The following is a 16,539-nucleotide window of genomic DNA, read 5'->3' as shown; positions in this document are numbered from 1 at the left end:
CCGTGGACGAAAGCACGCGCGAGCTCCTGCGGGCGAGCGTGCGCGGGGCCGTCGACATCGAACAGGATGCCGACGGTCTCACGCCCCTTCGCCTGCCGCGGCGCGTCCGCCCGCAGATGGACTCGGACTGGATGCGGATCGCCTCGGAACAGGCATCCGGTGTCCGCCTGGAGTTCGAGACCGCCGCGACCTGGATCGAGGTGACGGTCGAGACCACCGGCCTGTTCCTCCCCTGGATCCCGGGCGGCGACCGTTGGTCGGTGTTCTCCTGGATGGTCGACGGGCACCCGGTCGGGGAGGCGCGTGTCACCGGGGGATCGAAGATGCACCTGGCCGAGCCCGGCGGTCCGCGCTTCGAACGGGGTCAGCCGGCGGTGGTGCGCGGCGAGCTGGGCGGCGACGGCATGACCGTGCGCCGCGTCACGGTGTGGCTGCCGCAGACCGAGACCGTGCAGCTCCGCGACGTGCGCGCGGACGCGCCGCTGCGACCCGCGGCTCCTTCCGGTCAGCTGCGCTGGTGGCACCACGGCAGCTCGATCAGCCACTGCATCGAGGCGGACACCCCGCTGGGCGTGTGGCCGGTCAGGGCGGCCAGCGACCTCGGCCTGGACGTGACCAACCTCGGCTTCGCCGCGAACGCCCACCTCGACCCGTTCACCGCCCGTGCGATGCGCGACTCGGGCGCGGACCTGTGGAGCCTCAAGATCGGCATCAACATCGTCGGCGGCGACACGATGAAGCGGCGCACGTTCATCCCCGCCGTGCACGGGTTCCTCGACACCCTGCGCGAGGGGTCGTCGGACACGCCGATCCTCGTCGTCTCGCCGATCATCTGCCCCATGCACGAGGACACCCCGGGGCCGACGGTCACCGATCCCGCGACGGGGCAGCGCCGGGGGACTCCGGTGACGACCCCGGACATCTTCGACCCCCCGCTCACCCTGCGGGCGGTGCGCGAGATCCTGCGCGACATCGTCGCGCTGCGCGCGGCCGACGACCCGGCCCTCCATTACCTCGACGGGCTCGAGTTGTTCGGCGACGCGGACCTCGCCGAGCTGCCGGACGGCCTGCACCCGAGCCCGGCCGGCTACCGGCTGATGGCCCAGCGCTTCGCCGCTTCTCCGACCGTCGCCCGCTGGGTGGCGCAGGCATCCCGTTCCACGACCCCGGCCGTCGGCCAGACCTGAAGGACCCCGCCATGCCCAACGGACTCATCCACGACGACAGCCTCCGCCCCCACCCGGACGGGCTCGCGCTGCGCCTCACGATCCCCTGGTACCGGAGCCTCTGGCTCTCGTCCGTGTCCGCTCTCGAGCTCACCGTCGACGGAGAGCGGGTGGATGCCGACGACCTCCGGTTCGAGTACGGCGACCGCTCCTACCGGCTCGACGAGTTGCCGGAGCAGAGCGAGACGCTGTGGTTCCTCCAGCGGCATCCACTGCTGGTCGCGCGCCGCGCCGAGCCCCTCGCGCTCGGCGAGACCCACGACGTCGTCCTGCACGGCGAGCTGCGCTTGCCGTACATGCAGATCGCGCCCGGGCAGGACGGCGGACCGGGCATGTACGTGCCGAACGTCGTCCACGACGTGAAGACCCTGACCGTCGTCGACGCGGATGCCGTTCCCCCGGCGCTCGTGCACGAGGTGGCGCCCCCGCCTCCCGCCGTCGCGGACGACCCGTTCCAGCTGGGGCTGACGCTCTACTCCGCGAGCGCGGAGTTCCGCGCCGGGTGGTACGACTTCGACGGGCTGCTCGACCGCGTGGCGGAGCTCGGCATCGGGCCGGGCATCGAGATCGTGGCATCCCAGATGGTGCCGACCTATCCCGTCGTCGGCGACGACTTCGTGCGCACGTGGCGCGACGCGTTCGACCGGCACGGGTTCGTCGCCAGCTCGTTCGGGGCGAACCTCGACATGGGGCGCCGCCGTGATCGCGACATGACGCCGGACGAGGAGTTCGCCTTCTCGACGCTGATGTTCGAGGGGGCGAAGAAGCTCGGGTTCCCCCTCGTGCGCATCCAGTCGGCCAAGCCCGACCTGTTGCGCCGGCTGCTGCCGATCGCCGAGGAGCTCGAACTGAAGCTCGCGTACGAGATCCACGCGCCGATGGGCCCGAACGCCGAGCCGATCCTGCGCGTGCGGGAGACCTACGCGGAGCTCGACTCGCCGCTGCTGGGCTTCGTCGCCGACTTCTCCTCGACCATGCACGCGATGTCGCCGACGCTGCTGCGGGCCGTGCGCCGGGCGGGTCTCGACGACGAGGCGGTCGCCCGTCTGCAGGAGATCTGGGCGACGGATGCCACCATGCAGGCGCGCCAGCAGGAGTTCCTCGCTTACCTGCGCGGACGGGACTTCGACCCCGGACGCCTCGGCGCATTCGCGCACCTCGCGTTCAACATGCACGGGCACGTCGACCCGCGCGAGTGGGCCGACATCATGCCGCAGATCCTGCACGTGCACGCGAAGTTCTACGACATCGACGATCAGGGTCAGGAGCCGGCGATCGACTACCCCGAGCTCGTGCGCGTGTTCGTCGAGGGCGGCTACCGCGGCTTCTGGTCGAGCGAGTGGGAGGGGCACGCGTTCGCCGAGCTCGGCGAGGTCGACCCGCTGCTGCTCGTTCGGCGCCAGCACGACCTCATCCGTTCGGCGATGCGGGCGGTGCCGGCGGGGTGAGGGAGCGCCTCGTGCCACGGTGAGGGGCGGCGCTGACGTCGATTCGCTGTGTCTTGTCCGTGTGAGGACAGCGCAGGAGTGTCCGTGACCGAACGTAATGTGGGGTGGTGCCGCTCGACTCCTATCGCGCTTTCGTCGACGAATCTTCCACGGTTCGATCTGCCACTCGCCAGGAGTACCTGGTCGGCGCCGCGCTGATTCCTCTCGAGTCGTGCGACGAGATCCGCGAGCACCTTCGCACACTCGCTCTGCCCGGCCAGATCAAACTCCACTGGACCGACGAGAGCGAGCCGCGTCGCCGCACCATCGTCAAGCGCATCTCAGAACTGGCGCCGATGACCATGGTCGTCACTCACCTCAGCGAGCGAGTCAAGAAGAATGAACGCTGCCGCCGAAAATGCCTCGAAGCCCTGTATCACGAGATGGTCGGCATGGAGGTGTTCGATCTGCTGCTTGAGCACCGTTCGGACACCCAGAACAAGCAGGATCTCGGGCATCTCGTCGCGCTTCGAAGCCGGGGCCTCGATCCTCGCCTCCGCATCGACCATCAGCGAGGCGGTGACGAACCACTCCTGTGGATCGCGGACATCCTCCTGGGAGCGATCAACGCGGCGGAACTCGGCTACCCGGCCCACCTCGAAGCGCTGCAGGAAACGATCGTCGTTCAGCGCCGCACAGCGGACTCGCTCCGGACTTAAGAGCGAAGGGCCCCAGATCCAGTCGTCCGGCTGGGGTTCTGAGGCCTTCTTCCGTTCCCGTCGCAACGGGTGGCACGTCCATTTTGACACGTATCTGGTCACGAGGCTACGACTCCAAGAGATCCGATCGAGGAGCTGACGGAGTCCAGATGTGCAGGGAATCGTCGTGCTCGCCGCCCACTTCGCCTGTCGGGGGATCGTTGGTCAGCGGACTGGCTCGGTTACTCCGCCGAGATCGTGAGGTACACCGTGCGGGCGAGGCGCTCGAGGAGGTCCGGCCAGGCGTAGGCGTGGTCCGGGCTGGCCGTCGCGGTCACCCCGAGGCCGAGATAGCGCACGCACAGGCTGTAGAAGACCTCGAACGCCCAGTGGGCGCTCTCGGTGGGGAGCTCGACGCGGTGTTCCTCGGCGGCCGCCACGAGTGCGCGGATGAAGATCGCCTGCCCGGCATCCCCGGACCGCCGTCCGCGCGCGAGGATCTCGGCATCCTCAACCCCCAGGAGGAAGAAGGGCGACAGGAGGTCGCGGTTCTCGCGCAGGATCCCGGCGTACGCGGTGACGATCTCGGCCGTCGCGCTCGCGAAGCTCGCCGCTCCGACGCCGGCGGCGCCGACGCGCTCCGCGGTCTCGGCATCGAGGCGATCGAACTCCTGACTCTGGATGACTCTCAGCAGCTCGGCCTTGCTGGAGACCCGGCCGTAGATCGACCCGATCGACACCTCGGCCCTCGCACTGACCTCGGCGAGCGAGAACTGCCCCGTCCCGCGCTCGTGGAGGAGCTGGAGGACGGCGGCGCGCACCTTCGCGAAGGAGTCCCGGCTGCGCTGCTGCTTGGGCTCGGACACTCCGCTCAGACTCGGTCGTGCACCCATCGCTCCCGCTCTCGTCGCTTCGCGCGCCCTCACACCGTCAGTTCCACGAGGAAAACGGACTGCGGCGCCAGGGCGATGTCCAGCTGGAGAGTACCCTCCGCGGACACCGATACCGGGTGCGGCCCGTCGACCGCGCCCGTCAGGGAGGTGATCGTGGCGTTGACGGTGGCATCCGACCAGGGGAGGTTCCGTACTTCGATGCGCACCGACTCCACCCCCGCGGATGCCAGATCGGCACGCTGCGGCGGCAGGGTCAGCCCCAGCTCGATGCGCTGCTCGCCGATGGGGATGCGGAAGGTGAAGCGATCCTCGGTGCGCGGGGCGAGAGCGCTGTCGGGGGCGACGTAATTGGCCACGAGGACGCGCACGGTGTCGCCGTCGCGGCCGGCGGCGCACGCGAGGCCCGATTCGTCTCCGCCGGTGACGGCGAGACGGCGTCCCCGCAGGGCGCGCCCGGCGAGTGCGAGCGCGTGGGAACGCTCGTCCGGATTCCCGTCCACGTCGCCCACGCCGCCCGGATCGACGAAGCCGTAGTGCGGGTCGCGACCGCTGTCGGCGCGGAAGAAGAACGCGTGGTCGATCACCGTGTCCTGCAGGTAGATCGCGGTCGCGGCTTGGAACGCGCCCTTCTCCGGTGCGGGTGCGGTGCTGCTCGGGACCGCGAGGTAGTTCCAGTAGGACAGCGTCAGGTCGGTGTCGGTGAACCCGTGACGGTCGAGCACGGCCCGGAGCTCTCGCGACACGAAACGGTAGTCGAGCGGGTCGCGGCTGCCGTCGGTGAACCAGAGGAACGAGAAGAAGTCCAAGGGCAGGCCGTTCTCGCGCACGAACGCGAGGAAGCCCTCGCGATAGGGCGAGTCGCTCTCGAGAGAGAAGGCGAGTGACGGCCCGCCGACGGTCAGGGAGGGGTCGACGCGGTACACCGCCTCGCAGAACGCGCGGTACATCGCATAGAACTCCTCGGGCCGTCCCGCGAAGTGCAGTGGCCCGAAGTCGGGCTGGTCGCCGAACTCGTAGATGCGGATGGGCTTCGTCGGACCCCCGGCCCAGCCCTGGGAGTAGTGGCGGACGATGTGTTCGACGACCCGCCCGTAGACTTCGACGTCTTCCGCCGGGAGCTTGTTCTTCGGGATGGAACTGGCCACCGTGAACATGACCTCGGCGCCGATGCCGTGCACGGCTTCGACCCACTCGTCGGTCGCCGCGAAGTTGTAGCTCGCCGGGTCGTCGACGTCGGCGTTCCAGTCGGGGAAGAGGCTCGTCGGGTTGTCGCGCGTGTCGAGGCGGGAGACCCAGTCGAACGAGCGGACGACGGTGACCCCCGCTTCGCGCCACAGCGGTGTCATGTCGGGGAACTCCGGGTACGCCTCGACGGGGCCGGGGACGCCTCCGACGCCGTTCAACGGCCGGAAGGCGCTCTCGTCGGCGGCATCCACGACGAGGGTCCGGGTGCGGAGGGCGGCGGGGGAAGGGTGCGACATGGGCGTCTCCTCGAGGGATCTCAGTACGGCATCCGCAGCAGGCGGTTCGCGTACTCGTTGGCGATCGGTTCGTCGCGGCGGAGGTAGTCGATGCGCGCGCGGTAGGTTTCGTCGGTGACGGAGTCGAACTCCTCGAGCATCGACTCGATCGAGCGCTCGTGCACGGCGCGTACGCGCGGCAGGCGGCGCTTCATGAAGTTCAGCTGTGCATCCAGCAGCGATTGGTCCGTCGCGAGCTCCTGCGCGAGCACGACGCCGTCTTCGATGCTCATCGCGGCTCCCGACCCGAGGTACGGGGTCATGGTGTGTGCGGCGTCGCCCATGATCATGATGCGGCCGCGGAACCAGGGGTACGGCACCCACACGGTCGAGTACGGCGTGTAGGCGACGTTCTCCGCGTGGCGGACGTCCTCGAGCGCGTCCGCCAGGAAATCGGAACCGCGCGTGAGTGCGACCGCGCGGTCGTGCATGATCTCGGCCATCTTGGACGAGTCGTAGCGGGGGCGTCCCTCCTCGGCCACGGTGAGCACCATGTACATCGTGTCTTCCGAGAGGGGCGTGAGCATGATCTTGCCGCCGTACCCCTGGCAGATGATGGGCTGCATGATCTTGCGGCGATTGGGCAGGCCCGCGCGCCACGCCACGCCACCGACCGGGCGCGGAGCGTATTTCTCGCCGAAGTACTCGCGACGGATCTGCGAGTGGAGGCCGTCGAAGCCGAGCACGAGGTCGTAGTCGGCCCGGTCGCCCCCGCTGAAGGTGACCGTCGCCGTGTCGGCATCCTGTGCGATGTCGGTGACGGTCGTGCTCATGCGGAAGGTGCACCCGTTGTCGAGAGCGTGCCGGGCGGCGAGCTCGAGGAAGGCGATCCGCGACATCGTCACGCAGCCGGGGAGACCCTCGTCCTGCGTGCCGTAGCTCATGGCGCTGAGGAAGTTGCCGTCGGCGTCGTAGTTGTCGATCCCCGGCGCGGGATGACCGATCTCGAGAACGTCGTCCAAGAGACCGATGTCGCGCACCGCGCGCAGGCCGTTGATGCGCAGCCCGAAGCCAACGCCGGCGACGCTGATCTCGGGCTTGTCGTCGATGACATCGACCTTCGCGCCGATGCGGGCCAGGGCCGAGGCGGTGCTCAGGCCCCCGATCCCGGCGCCGACGATCAGAATCCTCAACGGGTGTGCCATGGTGTGCTCCTCTCTGAGCAGACATCGGTGCGGTCGACGCAGGGGTCGACGGGGCGCGCGATTACCGAATCAATACGTTGATTCTGATTTGGAGGATAGCGCGCGGATTCCGGGGAAGACGATCGACGGGTGCCCTCGCTTCCGGATGCGCTCCATCACCGTCGGTGATGCCGGACGCGGCCCCACGGCGGAGTTCAGTGCGGAGCGTGCCCCGCGGCGATCCTGCGGCCGGCTTCGGCGAACAGGCCGCGCATCCACTCGTGCTCGGGATCGCGGGTGTGGGAGGGATGCCACCACAGGGCGCTCACGATGGGGGTCGCGGCGAAGGGCAGGGGGACGACACGGATGCCGCCGATGCGCAGGAGGTGCGGGGCGAGTGCCGACTGGACGAGCCCGACGCGGCGCGTGCCGCTGACGAAGTGGCCCACCGAGAGGAAGCTCTCCAGCACCACCTCGATGTGCGGTTCGACGCCGAGCTGTTGGATCTGGCGCGCCGCGGAGGTGAAGGCCGAGCGCGACTGGAACGTGAGGACCCACGGCATGTCGGCGAGGTTCTGCATCGTGAGAGACTCGCCGACCTCGTCGTTGTCGTCGGCGACGACGGCGAGCCAGTCGTCCTGCCAGAGGTCGAGGTACGGCAGTTCCGAGACCGGGCCGTGCGGGATCACCATCGCGTCGGCCGAGCGCAGGCGATTCGCGGCGTCCTCCACGATGCCGGGGTTGTGCAGCATGTACCGGAAGCGCACGCCGGGCGCCTGTTCGGCGGCGAGCTGCGAGACGACGGTGCCCACGGTGACGAAGCCGTAGTCGGAGCCGTAGATGGAGAACTCGCGGGTCGACTCGGCGGGCGACCATGACGCCTGGCTCTCGAAGACGCGTCGGGCGGCCTCGAGGGCCGTGCTCGTGTGATCGGTCAGTCGCACCGCGAACGGCGTGAGCTCGTACGTGTTGCCCCGCCGGGCGAGGATCTGGTCGTTGAAGTGCGTGCGCAGTCGAGCGAGCGAGGCGCTGAGTGCCGGCTGACTGAGGTGCAGCCGGTCGGCAGCGCGCGTGACGCTGCGCTCCGTCAGCAGCGCGTCGAGGGCGATGAGCAGGTTGAGGTCGAGGCGCGACAGCGTCGCATGATCGGTCACCACGGTGTGATCCTTCGCTCGGGAGTGCGTCCGCACAGTGTATCCATGACGTCTATGCGCGGCCCAGGGGTCATCGCGTGAGTGGATGCCAGATGGCCGACGCATCTTATGCGCTTCATCCGCGACACTTATGTGCTTTTTCGGCGCATCGCGCTGATACTGAAGAACACAGCACAGGCGATCCCACTGAAGGGGCCGCCGACAACGTCGTCAGAAAGGCTGGCCATGACCCATTCCCGCCGTCGCGCCACGCGGCTTGCAGGTCTTCTCGCTCTCCCCGCCACCGCCGCTCTCGTCCTCGCCGGATGTTCCGGCTCGGGGTCGGGGGACTCCGGAGGCGACTCCAACTCGTTCACCTTCACGTTCGCCACGTCCAACAACCTCGAGAGCCCGTACGAGACGCTCGCTAAGGAGTACATGGCGGCCAACCCCGGGGTCACGATCACGTCGAACCCCACGCCGAACGACAAGTACGGCGAGACCATCCGCACCCAGCTGCAGGCCGGGAACGCCGCCGATGTGCTGATCGCCGCGCCGGGTGCGGGTGACGCGCGCGGCCTCATCCCCCTCGCCGAGGCCGGATTCCTCGAGCCGCTCGGCGACACGGCGACCTCGCTGGTTCCCGCCGGCAGCGAGACCCTGTTCGAGATCGACGGCACGACGTACGGTCAGCCGCTCGACTTCACCGTCGGCGCGGTCGTCGCCAGCATGGGAACCGCCGGCATGAACGGCATCACCACCTGGCCCACCACTTTGGACGCCTTCTACGCCGACTGCGCCAAGCTGGCGGGCGACGGCAAGTCGATGATCGCCCTCGCCGGCGCCGCAGCTCCCAACGCCGGCCTCACCGCGCAGGGCATCGCCGCGACCCGCGTCTACGCCTCCGACCCCGAGTTCGACACCGAGCGGGCGGAGGGCAAGACCACCTTCGCCGAGAGCAAGGGCTGGGCCGACACGCTGCAGACCATCGTCGACCTCAACGACAAGGGCTGCTTCCAGGCCGGTGCCGAGGGCGGCGGCTTCGACGCCATCACCAACGGACTCGCCCAAGGCACCTCGGTCGGCAGCTTCATCCCGTCAGGCTCGGCGGTCGAGATCGCAGCCGCGGCCCCGCCGGAGGCGGACTTCAAGGTGCAGCCCTTCCCGCCGGCGGCGGGCGGCAAGCCCTTCGTGCTCGGCAGCTCGAACTACGCGGCCACCATCAACGCGAAGTCCGAGAAGAAGGAAGCCGCGCAGAAGTTCCTCGACTGGCTCGCCACCCCCGAGGCGCAGGAAAAGTTCTACGAGGCCTCGGGCCTGCTCCCCATCTCCGAGTACAAGAACCTCGACCTGAGCGACTCGATCTACTCCGAGGTCGTCGACGAGATCTCGAATGGCTCGTACACCACCCTGCCCGCGAACGTCTGGCCCAACCCGGGCGTCTACGAGGCGCTGTCGACAGGTGTCCAGGGCCTACTGACCGGTCAGTCCAGCATCGACCAGGTGCTGCAGAACATGGATGCGGCCTGGGGGAACTGAGAGATTCCGCCGCCCGAGCTCTCGTGCTCGGGCGGCGGAGCCGCACCCCCATCGAGGATGACGAGGACGTGATGAGCACCACCTTCCGATCCGGCGAGATCGCCCCCACCGAGACCGAACGCGTGGTCCTGCCCCGTCGAGGGGGGCGTCGTCGCTCGGCACCCGCTCCCCGCCGCAAGGGACTGCTGAAGTTCGGCTACTGGTGGTGGGCCCTGCCCGGCATCCTCTTCGTCATCGGCATCCACTACGTAGCCACCAGCGTCGGCGGGTTCTTCGCGTTCACAAACTGGACCGGCATCGGGGCCTTCGAGCTGATCGGGCTCGACAACTTCACGCGGATCTTCCAGGACCCGACGAAGATCGGGGCGCTGTGGAACACGCTGTTCCTGGCCTTCGGGTCGGTGATCCTCAGCAACATCCTGGGCCTGGGCATCGCCCTCGGCTTGAACCGGGGGCTGAAGAGCCGCTACATCCTGCGCACCCTCTTCTTCATGCCCGTCGTGCTGAGCCCGCTCGCGACGTCGTACATCTGGAAGTTCATCTTCGACTTCAACGGACCGCTCAACATCGTGCTGCGGGGGATGGGCCTGGACTCGGTGGCCCGCGCGTGGATCGCCGATCCCACGTGGGCCATCTGGACGATCCTCGTCGTGCTGGTCTGGCAGAACATCGGCTTCGCCATGGTGATCTACATGGCGGGCCTGGCCTCCGTGCCGGTCGAGATCGAAGAGGCCGCGGCCATCGACGGCGCCAATCTCTGGCAGCGCTTCCTGCATGTGACGCTCCCCTCCATTCGTCCGGCCGTGGCCATCGCGACCACTCTGGGCCTCGTCAACGGCCTCCGAGTGTTCGACCAGATCATGGCGCTGACCGGCGGAGGCCCCGCGGCCGCCACTGAGACCCTCGCGACGCAGGTGTACAAGCAGTCGTTCGCCCTCGGCAACTTCGGCTACGGCGCTGCACTCGCCCTCTTGCTGACCCTGATCATCCTCGTCTTCGCCGTCATCCAGCAGCGTGTGACCGCCGATCGCTCTGAGGAGAACTGACATGTTCCGCTACACCAAGCTCACCGGGCTCCGTGAGTTCCTCTTCTGGCTCGCAGCTCTCGTCTTCCTGCTGCCGTTCTACTTCCTGATCACCACGTCGCTGAAGTCGGACCGTGAGGTGATCACGTCGTCGACCTTGGCGCCGCCGGTCGCGCCGGATTTCGGCAACTTCCTCAAGGTGCTGACGGCGACCGGCAACTCGAACGTGATCATGGGCCTGATCAACAGCATCATCATCACCGCCGGCAGCATCGTGCTGATGGTCCTGCTCGGGTCCCTGACCGGGTACGTCATCGCCCGCAGCACGCGGCGTTGGAGTCGCGTCGTCTACTACCTGTTCCTCGTCGCCATCGTGCTGCCGACGCAGCTGGGCACCGTGCCGCTCTACATCGGAGCGCGGTCGCTCGGTCTGACCGGGTCGGCCTGGGGCATGATCATCCTCTACACCGGCATGCTGCTGCCGCTGGCGATCTTCCTCTACGCCGGGTTCTTCCGGGGTCTGGGGACGGAGTACGAGGAGGCGGCGACGATCGACGGAGCCACGCGCACGCAGATCTTCTTCCGCATCGTGCTGCCGCTGATGTCGCCTGCCACAGGCACGGTCGCGATCCTCGCGGGCCTGATCGTGTGGAACGACTTCTTCACGTCGCTGATCTTCCTCGGCGGATCGGCGAACCAGACACTCCCTGTGGCCATGTACTACTACATCGGCTCGCTGGTCTCGGCGTGGAACCAGATCTTCGCCATCGTCATCGTCTCGATGATCCCCATCCTCGCCTTCTACCTCTTCGCCCAGAAGCGCTTCATCCAGGGCTTCGCCGGCGGCCTGAAGGGCTGACGCCCTCTCCTCATGAATGCCGGAAGACCGGCCTCACGGGCTGAGCCTGCCCAGATGGATGCCGCGCAGCGGGGCATCCGTCGATCGTCGCGCCCTCGTCCGCCGAAAGGACCCTCATGTATCAACTCGCTCCCAACATCGAACTCCTCTTCACCGAGGCCGGCGACTACCACGACCGTGTGCGCGCGGCCGCTGCGGCCGGCTTCGACGCCGTCGAGATCTGGGGTCCGACCGGTGTCGACGCCCCGTCGAAGCCCAAGGACCTCGCGGCGCTGAAGGCCGCGCTCGAGGAGACCGGCACCCAGCTCACGGCCCAGCTGGCCGAGCCCCGCACGCAGTTCATGATCCCGCCGTGGGACCACTCGGAGTTCTACCGCAAGCTCGACGAGGGCGTCGCGATCGCTCAGGATCTCGGCTGCCCCCGCATCGTGGTGGGCAGCGGCACGGGCTTCGGCGGCTGGAAGCGACAGGTGCAGCTGGACAAGCTGATCGAGATCTATCAGAAGGCCGTCGCGCAGATCGACGGCTCCGGCGTCACGCTCGTCCTCGAGCCGGTCAACGTCCGCGTCGACCACCCGGGCTCGCTGCTCGACCGCACCGCCGAGGCGGTCTACGTCGCGCGCGGCGTGGACTCGCCGCAGTTCGGCGTGCTGTACGACATCTACCACTCGGCGGTCGAGGGCGAGGACATGGAGGCCGAGCTCGCGAACGCCGGCGATCTCGTGAAGTATGTGCAGCTCGCCGATGCCCCCGGACGCGGGGAGCCCGGCACGGGCGACCTCGACTGGGCCGAGCGCCTCCGCGTGCTGCGCGCCAGCGGCTACGACGGGCCGATCGGCCTCGAGTACTACCCGACCACCGCGTCTGCGGCATCCGTCGCCCACATCGTCGAACTGGTGCGTGCGGCATGAGCGGGCGGCAGTACCCGGCGTCGGCCGACGTCGTCATCGTCGGCAGCGGTCCGACGGGAGCCGCGTACGCCCGCATCCTCTCGGAACGGGCACCCGCGGCCAGCATCGTCATGTTCGAGGTGGGGCCGACGGTCTCGGATCCCCCCGGCGCCCACGTGAAGAACATCGCCGACAGGGCCGAGCGCACGCGCGCCCAAGCCGCGTCGGAGGGGCCGGGGCAGCGCGGCGAGAAGGTCGTCAGCCCGGGCGCGGCCAACGTGGGCGCGCGCGGTGCCCGGCCCGGGACCTTCCTCCTGGAGGAGGGGTTCGCCTTCGACGGCGAGGACGGCCTGCCCGTCGTGGCGATGTCGAGCAACGTCGGGGGCATGGCGGCGCACTGGACGGGCGCGTGCCCGCGGCCGAACGAGAGCGAGCGCATCACGTTCCTGCCCGACCTCGACGAGCTGCTCGACGAGGGCGACCGCCTCCTCGGCGTCACCACCGACGCCTTCGACGCGGCACCGTTCGGCGAGATCGTGCGAGAGCGCCTGTCGGCCGCGGTCGACGAGGGACGGACCGCCGAGACGACGGTGCAGCGGATGCCGCTGGCCGTCCACCGGCGCGACGACGGCCGGCTGGTGTGGTCGGGCTCGGACGTGGTGCTGGGCGAGGTCACGCGGCAGAACCCGCGATTCTCGCTGGTCGACGAGTCGCTCGTGACCTCGGTGATCACCCGAGACGGCAAGGCTGCCGGTGTCGTCGTGAAGGATCTGCGCTCCGGCGAACAGCACGAAGTGAGCGCACGGTTCGTGGTCGTCGCGGCCGACGCGCTGCGGACACCGCAGCTGTTGTGGGCGTCGGGTATCCGGCCCGCGGCGCTCGGTCGCTACCTCAACGACCAGGCGCAGGTGGTGTACGCGTCGCGTCTACGGGACGTCGCCCCGCTCGTCCCGGTCGAGTCGGGCGCACCGGTGACCGGCCTGGCCGAGTACAGTGGCGTCAGCTGGGTGCCGTTCACCGACGCCGTGCCCTTCCACGGGCAGATCATGCAGCTCGACGCCTCACCGATCGCGCTCGCCGAGGACGACCCCGTCGTCCCCGGGTCGATCGTCGGCCTCGGTCTGTTCTGCGCGAAGGATCTGCAGGCTGACGACCGTGTCGAGTTCGACGACGAGCACGTCGACGGGTACGGGATGCCGGCTCCCCGCATCCACTACACCCTCACGGCTCACGATCACGAGGTCATCGAGCGGGCGCGGGCGGAGATCTCGCGGCTCGCCGAGGCGGTCGGAGACCCGGTCGGCGACCGGCCGTTCACCCTCCCGCTCGGATCGTCGCTGCACTACCAGGGCACGACGCGCATGGGGACGGTGGACGACGGCACGAGCGTGTGCGACATCGACAGCCAGGTCTGGGGGGTTCCGGGTCTGTTCGTCGCCGGCAACGGCGTGATCCCCACCCCGACGGCGTGCAACCCCACGCTCACGTCTGTGGCGCTGGCCGTCCGCGGGGCCCGTGCGATCGCGGCATCCCTCGCCTGATTCCTTGCTTATGCAGGAATCCGACATTACAGTGTAGAAATAGAGACAAAGAGGTCTGCGGCTGCGGTCGCACCAACGAGGAGGTCCCGGTGATCCCGGATCGCATCATCGAACAGGGCACACTGAGTGTCCGCGACGGACGAGCGGCGGTCGACGTTCGTCTGCCCTGGTACCGCGCGCTGCCCGCATCCTGCATCTCTGCGGCGAAGCTCACGATCGACGGCGCCGAGGCCCCCACCGATTCCCTGCGCTGGCAGATGAACGGTGTGGAGTTCACGTTCGCGCAGATGAAGGAGAACACGCAGGAGTGGTGGTTCCCCACCGACTCCGCCGTGCTCTCGGGTGACCTGGCCGTGGATGCCGGAGAGCACGAGGTGCGCGTCGACCTCGAGCTCTACATCCCGTACATCATCATCGCCGACGACCAGGTGCTCCACATCGAGGAGCACGACACGAAGACGATGTCGGTCCGCCAGGACGAGGAGGCGCACGCATGACCGCGGAGAAGGGCACGCCCATCCAGGGCGTCACGCTCTACAGCTTCACCCGCGCCTTCCACGGCCGCGAGTACGACCTCGATCAGCTCATCCGCAAGACGGCGGCCGAGGGCTTCGGCCCGGGTCTGGAGATCATCGGGTTCTCCAGCTTCCGCGGGTTCCCCGAGATCGACGACCACTTCGCCGGCCGCTTCTCCGACCTCATCGACGAGGTCGGCCTCGTGCGCACGTCGCTCGCGGTCAACGCCGACATCGGCCTGCGCCCCGACAAGCTCATGGACCAGGACGAGCTCATCGCCTACATGCGCAAGCAGATCGCGGCGGCGGCGAAGCTCGGCTTCCCCATCGCGCGCGTGCAGATCTCGCTCACGCCCGACTCGATGGAGGCGCTGGCCCCCATCGCCGAGGAGTACGGCGTCACGCTGGCGCTCGAGGTCCACGCCGACCAGTACGCCTCGCACCCGCGGATCCTCGCGCTGCGCGACCGGTACGAGAAGGTCGGCTCGCCCTTCCTCGGCTTCACGATGGACTGGGGTGCCACGGTGAGCGGCTTTGCGCCGTCGCTGATCGAGGCGTACCGCCGCCGCGGGGCCTCCGAGGACTTGCTCGCCGCGGTCGTCGCCCTGTGGGACGAGTACTACGAGCAGGGTCCGCCGGCCGACCAGGCCGACCACGGGCAGCGCTTCGGCCGGTTCATCGGCCTCGGCCACCAGTACGGCCGGCCCGACCTCGGCATCGACTTCGGGATCAACGGCACGGGGCTTTTCGGTCCCGCGCGCGTGGACGATTGGCTCGAGATCATGCCCTGGATCCGTCACGTGCACGGAAAGTTCTTCGGCATCGACGAGAACGGTCAGGAGCCCTCGGTGCCCGTCGCCGACCTCATCACGCTGCTCGTCGACAACGGCTACAGCGGTGCCGTCTCGAGCGAATACGAGAGCTGGCACTGGAACCACTGGCAGAGCCCGTTCGAGATCATCCGCGCGGAGCAGGCGATCCAGCGCACGGCCGCCGAAGCCGCGGGCTCTCGCATGATCACGGATGCCGCCGAGGCTCGGCGCACCATCGACGCCCACCTCTCGCACGCCGTGCGCGCGTGACCACCTCTGAAAGGACACCCGCCATGAGTGACGGCATCGCCGGGACCGGCATCAAGCTCGGGACCACCCTGTATTCGATGACGAGCGAGTTCGCCGCCGGCCTGTACACCCCCGAGACGCTGATCCGCGAGGTGTACGAGCAGGGCATCGGCCCGGGCGTCGAGTTCAACTTCGCGCAGCTCCTGCGGTCGTACCCCGACGTCGACGACGACTTCGTGAAGCTGTGGTTCGACTCCCTCGAGAAGTACGGTCTCGAGGCGAGCGCGGTGGGAACCAACCTCGACATGGGGCGCCGCAAGGACCGTGACATGACGCCCGATGAGGAGCACGAGTTCCTCGCCCGGCAGCTGACGTCGGCCCACAAGCTCGGGTTCCGGCGCATCGTCATCCGCTCCGCGGGCAAGGAGCTGCTGCGCAGCCTCCTCCCGCTCGCGGAGAAGTACGACCAGAAGCTCGGGTACGAGATCCACGCGCCCGAGGGGCCGAACACCCCGAAGGTGCAGCAGATCCGTGAGCTGTACGCGGAGCTCGACAGTGACCGTCTCGGCTTCACCGCCGACTTCTCCTCGACGATGCACAGCCTCTCGCCGACCCTGCTGCGGACGCTCCGGAACATGGGCATGGACGAGAAGCACTTCCCCGTCATGGAGGAGATCTGGCACGAGCCGGCGCCGATGCACGTGCGCAACCAGAAATTCGAGGACTACCTCTCGGGCGAAGGCGTCGACTTCCTGCGCTTCGGGCCCTTCACGCGCCTCGCGTTCAACATGCACGGGCTCGTGCCGCCGGAGGAATGGCTCGACATCATGCCGCAGATCTTCCACGTGCACGCGAAGTTCTACGACATCGGTGCCGACGGCCAGGAGCCCGCCATGGACATCCCGCGCATCGTGAAGCAGTTCGTCGAGGGCGGATATCAGGGCTACCTCTCCAGCGAATGGGAGGGTCACGCCTTCAGCGACCTCGGCGAGAGCGACCCGATCGACCTCGTCAAGAAGCAGCACGCGCTCATGCGCACCGCCATCGAAGAGACCGTCGCCGCGCGCCAGCCGGCCTGAGTCCCGGAT

Annotated in this window: 15 protein-coding genes; 11 read left to right on the top strand and 4 right to left on the bottom strand. The window is 68.5% G+C overall.

What is annotated here, in order from left to right:
* The first annotated feature begins 2 nt into the window (after positions 1-2).
* The 3 genes from LL239_RS02135 (at position 3) to LL239_RS02125 (ending at position 3,372) form a co-directional block, all read left to right on the top strand.
* Positions 3-1,187, top strand: coding sequence for a GDSL-type esterase/lipase family protein (locus tag LL239_RS02135; protein WP_228161787.1), 1,185 nt, complete (start codon positions 3-5; stop codon positions 1,185-1,187).
* An 11-nt stretch (positions 1,188-1,198) separates the two neighbouring features.
* Positions 1,199-2,674, top strand: a complete 1,476-nt coding sequence (locus LL239_RS02130; protein ID WP_228161786.1) for a C-glycoside deglycosidase beta subunit domain-containing protein — start codon at positions 1,199-1,201, stop codon at positions 2,672-2,674.
* 107 nt (positions 2,675-2,781) lie between these two features.
* Entirely contained in the window at positions 2,782-3,372 is a 591-nt protein-coding gene (locus LL239_RS02125) for a hypothetical protein (protein ID WP_228161785.1), read from the top strand.
* Between the two features lie 221 nt (positions 3,373-3,593).
* Here the strand turns inward: LL239_RS02125 and LL239_RS02120 are convergent, their stop codons facing one another.
* From LL239_RS02120 to LL239_RS02105, 4 genes are all read right to left on the bottom strand, one after another.
* Positions 3,594-4,217: a TetR/AcrR family transcriptional regulator gene (locus tag LL239_RS02120; RefSeq protein WP_228161784.1), complete on the bottom strand. Its 624-nt coding sequence runs from the start codon at positions 4,215-4,217 to the stop codon at positions 3,594-3,596.
* 56 nt (positions 4,218-4,273) lie between these two features.
* A complete protein-coding gene (locus LL239_RS02115; RefSeq protein ID WP_228161783.1) occupies positions 4,274-5,725 on the bottom strand; it encodes a GH39 family glycosyl hydrolase in 1,452 nt (483 codons plus the stop codon).
* A gap of 20 nt (positions 5,726-5,745) precedes the next feature.
* Complete coding sequence (locus tag LL239_RS02110; RefSeq protein ID WP_228161782.1) at positions 5,746-6,909, bottom strand: FAD-dependent monooxygenase; 1,164 nt, start codon at positions 6,907-6,909, stop codon at positions 5,746-5,748.
* Positions 6,910-7,103: 194 nt separating this feature from the next.
* Complete coding sequence (locus tag LL239_RS02105; protein ID WP_228161888.1) at positions 7,104-8,042, bottom strand: LysR family transcriptional regulator; 939 nt, start codon at positions 8,040-8,042, stop codon at positions 7,104-7,106.
* Positions 8,043-8,267: 225 nt separating this feature from the next.
* Between LL239_RS02105 and LL239_RS02100 the strand changes: the two genes are divergently transcribed.
* The 8 genes from LL239_RS02100 to LL239_RS02065 all read left to right on the top strand — a co-directional run bounded on the left by LL239_RS02100 (position 8,268) and on the right by LL239_RS02065 (position 16,530).
* Positions 8,268-9,560, top strand: a complete 1,293-nt coding sequence (locus LL239_RS02100; protein WP_228161781.1) for an extracellular solute-binding protein — start codon at positions 8,268-8,270, stop codon at positions 9,558-9,560.
* A gap of 71 nt (positions 9,561-9,631) precedes the next feature.
* Positions 9,632-10,606, top strand: coding sequence for a carbohydrate ABC transporter permease (locus LL239_RS02095; RefSeq protein ID WP_228161780.1), 975 nt, complete (start codon positions 9,632-9,634; stop codon positions 10,604-10,606).
* A gap of 1 nt (position 10,607) precedes the next feature.
* Entirely contained in the window at positions 10,608-11,444 is an 837-nt protein-coding gene (locus tag LL239_RS02090) for a carbohydrate ABC transporter permease (protein ID WP_228161779.1), read from the top strand.
* A gap of 116 nt (positions 11,445-11,560) precedes the next feature.
* Positions 11,561-12,355: a TIM barrel protein gene (locus LL239_RS02085; protein ID WP_228161778.1), complete on the top strand. Its 795-nt coding sequence runs from the start codon at positions 11,561-11,563 to the stop codon at positions 12,353-12,355.
* A complete protein-coding gene (locus LL239_RS02080; RefSeq protein ID WP_228161777.1) occupies positions 12,352-13,875 on the top strand; it encodes a GMC oxidoreductase in 1,524 nt (507 codons plus the stop codon). Before LL239_RS02085 ends, LL239_RS02080 begins: the two co-directional genes overlap by 4 nt.
* An 89-nt stretch (positions 13,876-13,964) precedes the next feature.
* Positions 13,965-14,372, top strand: a complete 408-nt coding sequence (locus tag LL239_RS02075) for a C-glycoside deglycosidase beta subunit domain-containing protein (protein WP_228161776.1) — start codon at positions 13,965-13,967, stop codon at positions 14,370-14,372.
* Positions 14,369-15,472: a sugar phosphate isomerase/epimerase family protein gene (locus LL239_RS02070; protein WP_228161775.1), complete on the top strand. Its 1,104-nt coding sequence runs from the start codon at positions 14,369-14,371 to the stop codon at positions 15,470-15,472. The genes LL239_RS02075 and LL239_RS02070 overlap by 4 nt, the downstream gene beginning before the upstream one ends.
* Positions 15,473-15,495: 23 nt before the next feature.
* The gene (locus LL239_RS02065; RefSeq protein ID WP_228161774.1) at positions 15,496-16,530 is read left to right on the top strand and encodes a sugar phosphate isomerase/epimerase family protein; all 1,035 of its coding nucleotides are present in this window, start codon (positions 15,496-15,498) and stop codon (positions 16,528-16,530) included.
* The last annotated feature ends 9 nt before the right edge of the window (positions 16,531-16,539 follow it).

It is taken from the genome of Microbacterium testaceum, assembly GCF_020781835.1.
GTDB lineage: Bacteria > Actinomycetota > Actinomycetes > Actinomycetales > Microbacteriaceae > Microbacterium > Microbacterium testaceum_H.
The sequence above is the reverse complement of the archived record's forward strand: the minus strand, read 5'-3'. Positions and strand labels throughout refer to the sequence as shown.

What these genes read in the sequence shown, in the direction of transcription:
- LL239_RS02130 (WP_228161786.1), top strand. Translation starts at nt 1,199, where the DNA reads ATGCCCAACGGACTCATCCACGACGACAGCCTCCGCCCCCACCCGGAC.
- LL239_RS02115 (WP_228161783.1), bottom strand. Translation starts at nt 5,725, where the DNA reads ATGTCGCACCCTTCCCCCGCCGCCCTCCGCACCCGGACCCTCGTCGTG.
- LL239_RS02110 (WP_228161782.1), bottom strand. Translation starts at nt 6,909, where the DNA reads ATGGCACACCCGTTGAGGATTCTGATCGTCGGCGCCGGGATCGGGGGC.
- LL239_RS02100 (WP_228161781.1), top strand. Translation starts at nt 8,268, where the DNA reads ATGACCCATTCCCGCCGTCGCGCCACGCGGCTTGCAGGTCTTCTCGCT.
- LL239_RS02095 (WP_228161780.1), top strand. Translation starts at nt 9,632, where the DNA reads ATGAGCACCACCTTCCGATCCGGCGAGATCGCCCCCACCGAGACCGAA.
- LL239_RS02090 (WP_228161779.1), top strand. Translation starts at nt 10,608, where the DNA reads ATGTTCCGCTACACCAAGCTCACCGGGCTCCGTGAGTTCCTCTTCTGG.
- LL239_RS02085 (WP_228161778.1), top strand. Translation starts at nt 11,561, where the DNA reads ATGTATCAACTCGCTCCCAACATCGAACTCCTCTTCACCGAGGCCGGC.
- LL239_RS02080 (WP_228161777.1), top strand. Translation starts at nt 12,352, where the DNA reads ATGAGCGGGCGGCAGTACCCGGCGTCGGCCGACGTCGTCATCGTCGGC.
- LL239_RS02070 (WP_228161775.1), top strand. Translation starts at nt 14,369, where the DNA reads ATGACCGCGGAGAAGGGCACGCCCATCCAGGGCGTCACGCTCTACAGC.
- LL239_RS02065 (WP_228161774.1), top strand. Translation starts at nt 15,496, where the DNA reads ATGAGTGACGGCATCGCCGGGACCGGCATCAAGCTCGGGACCACCCTG.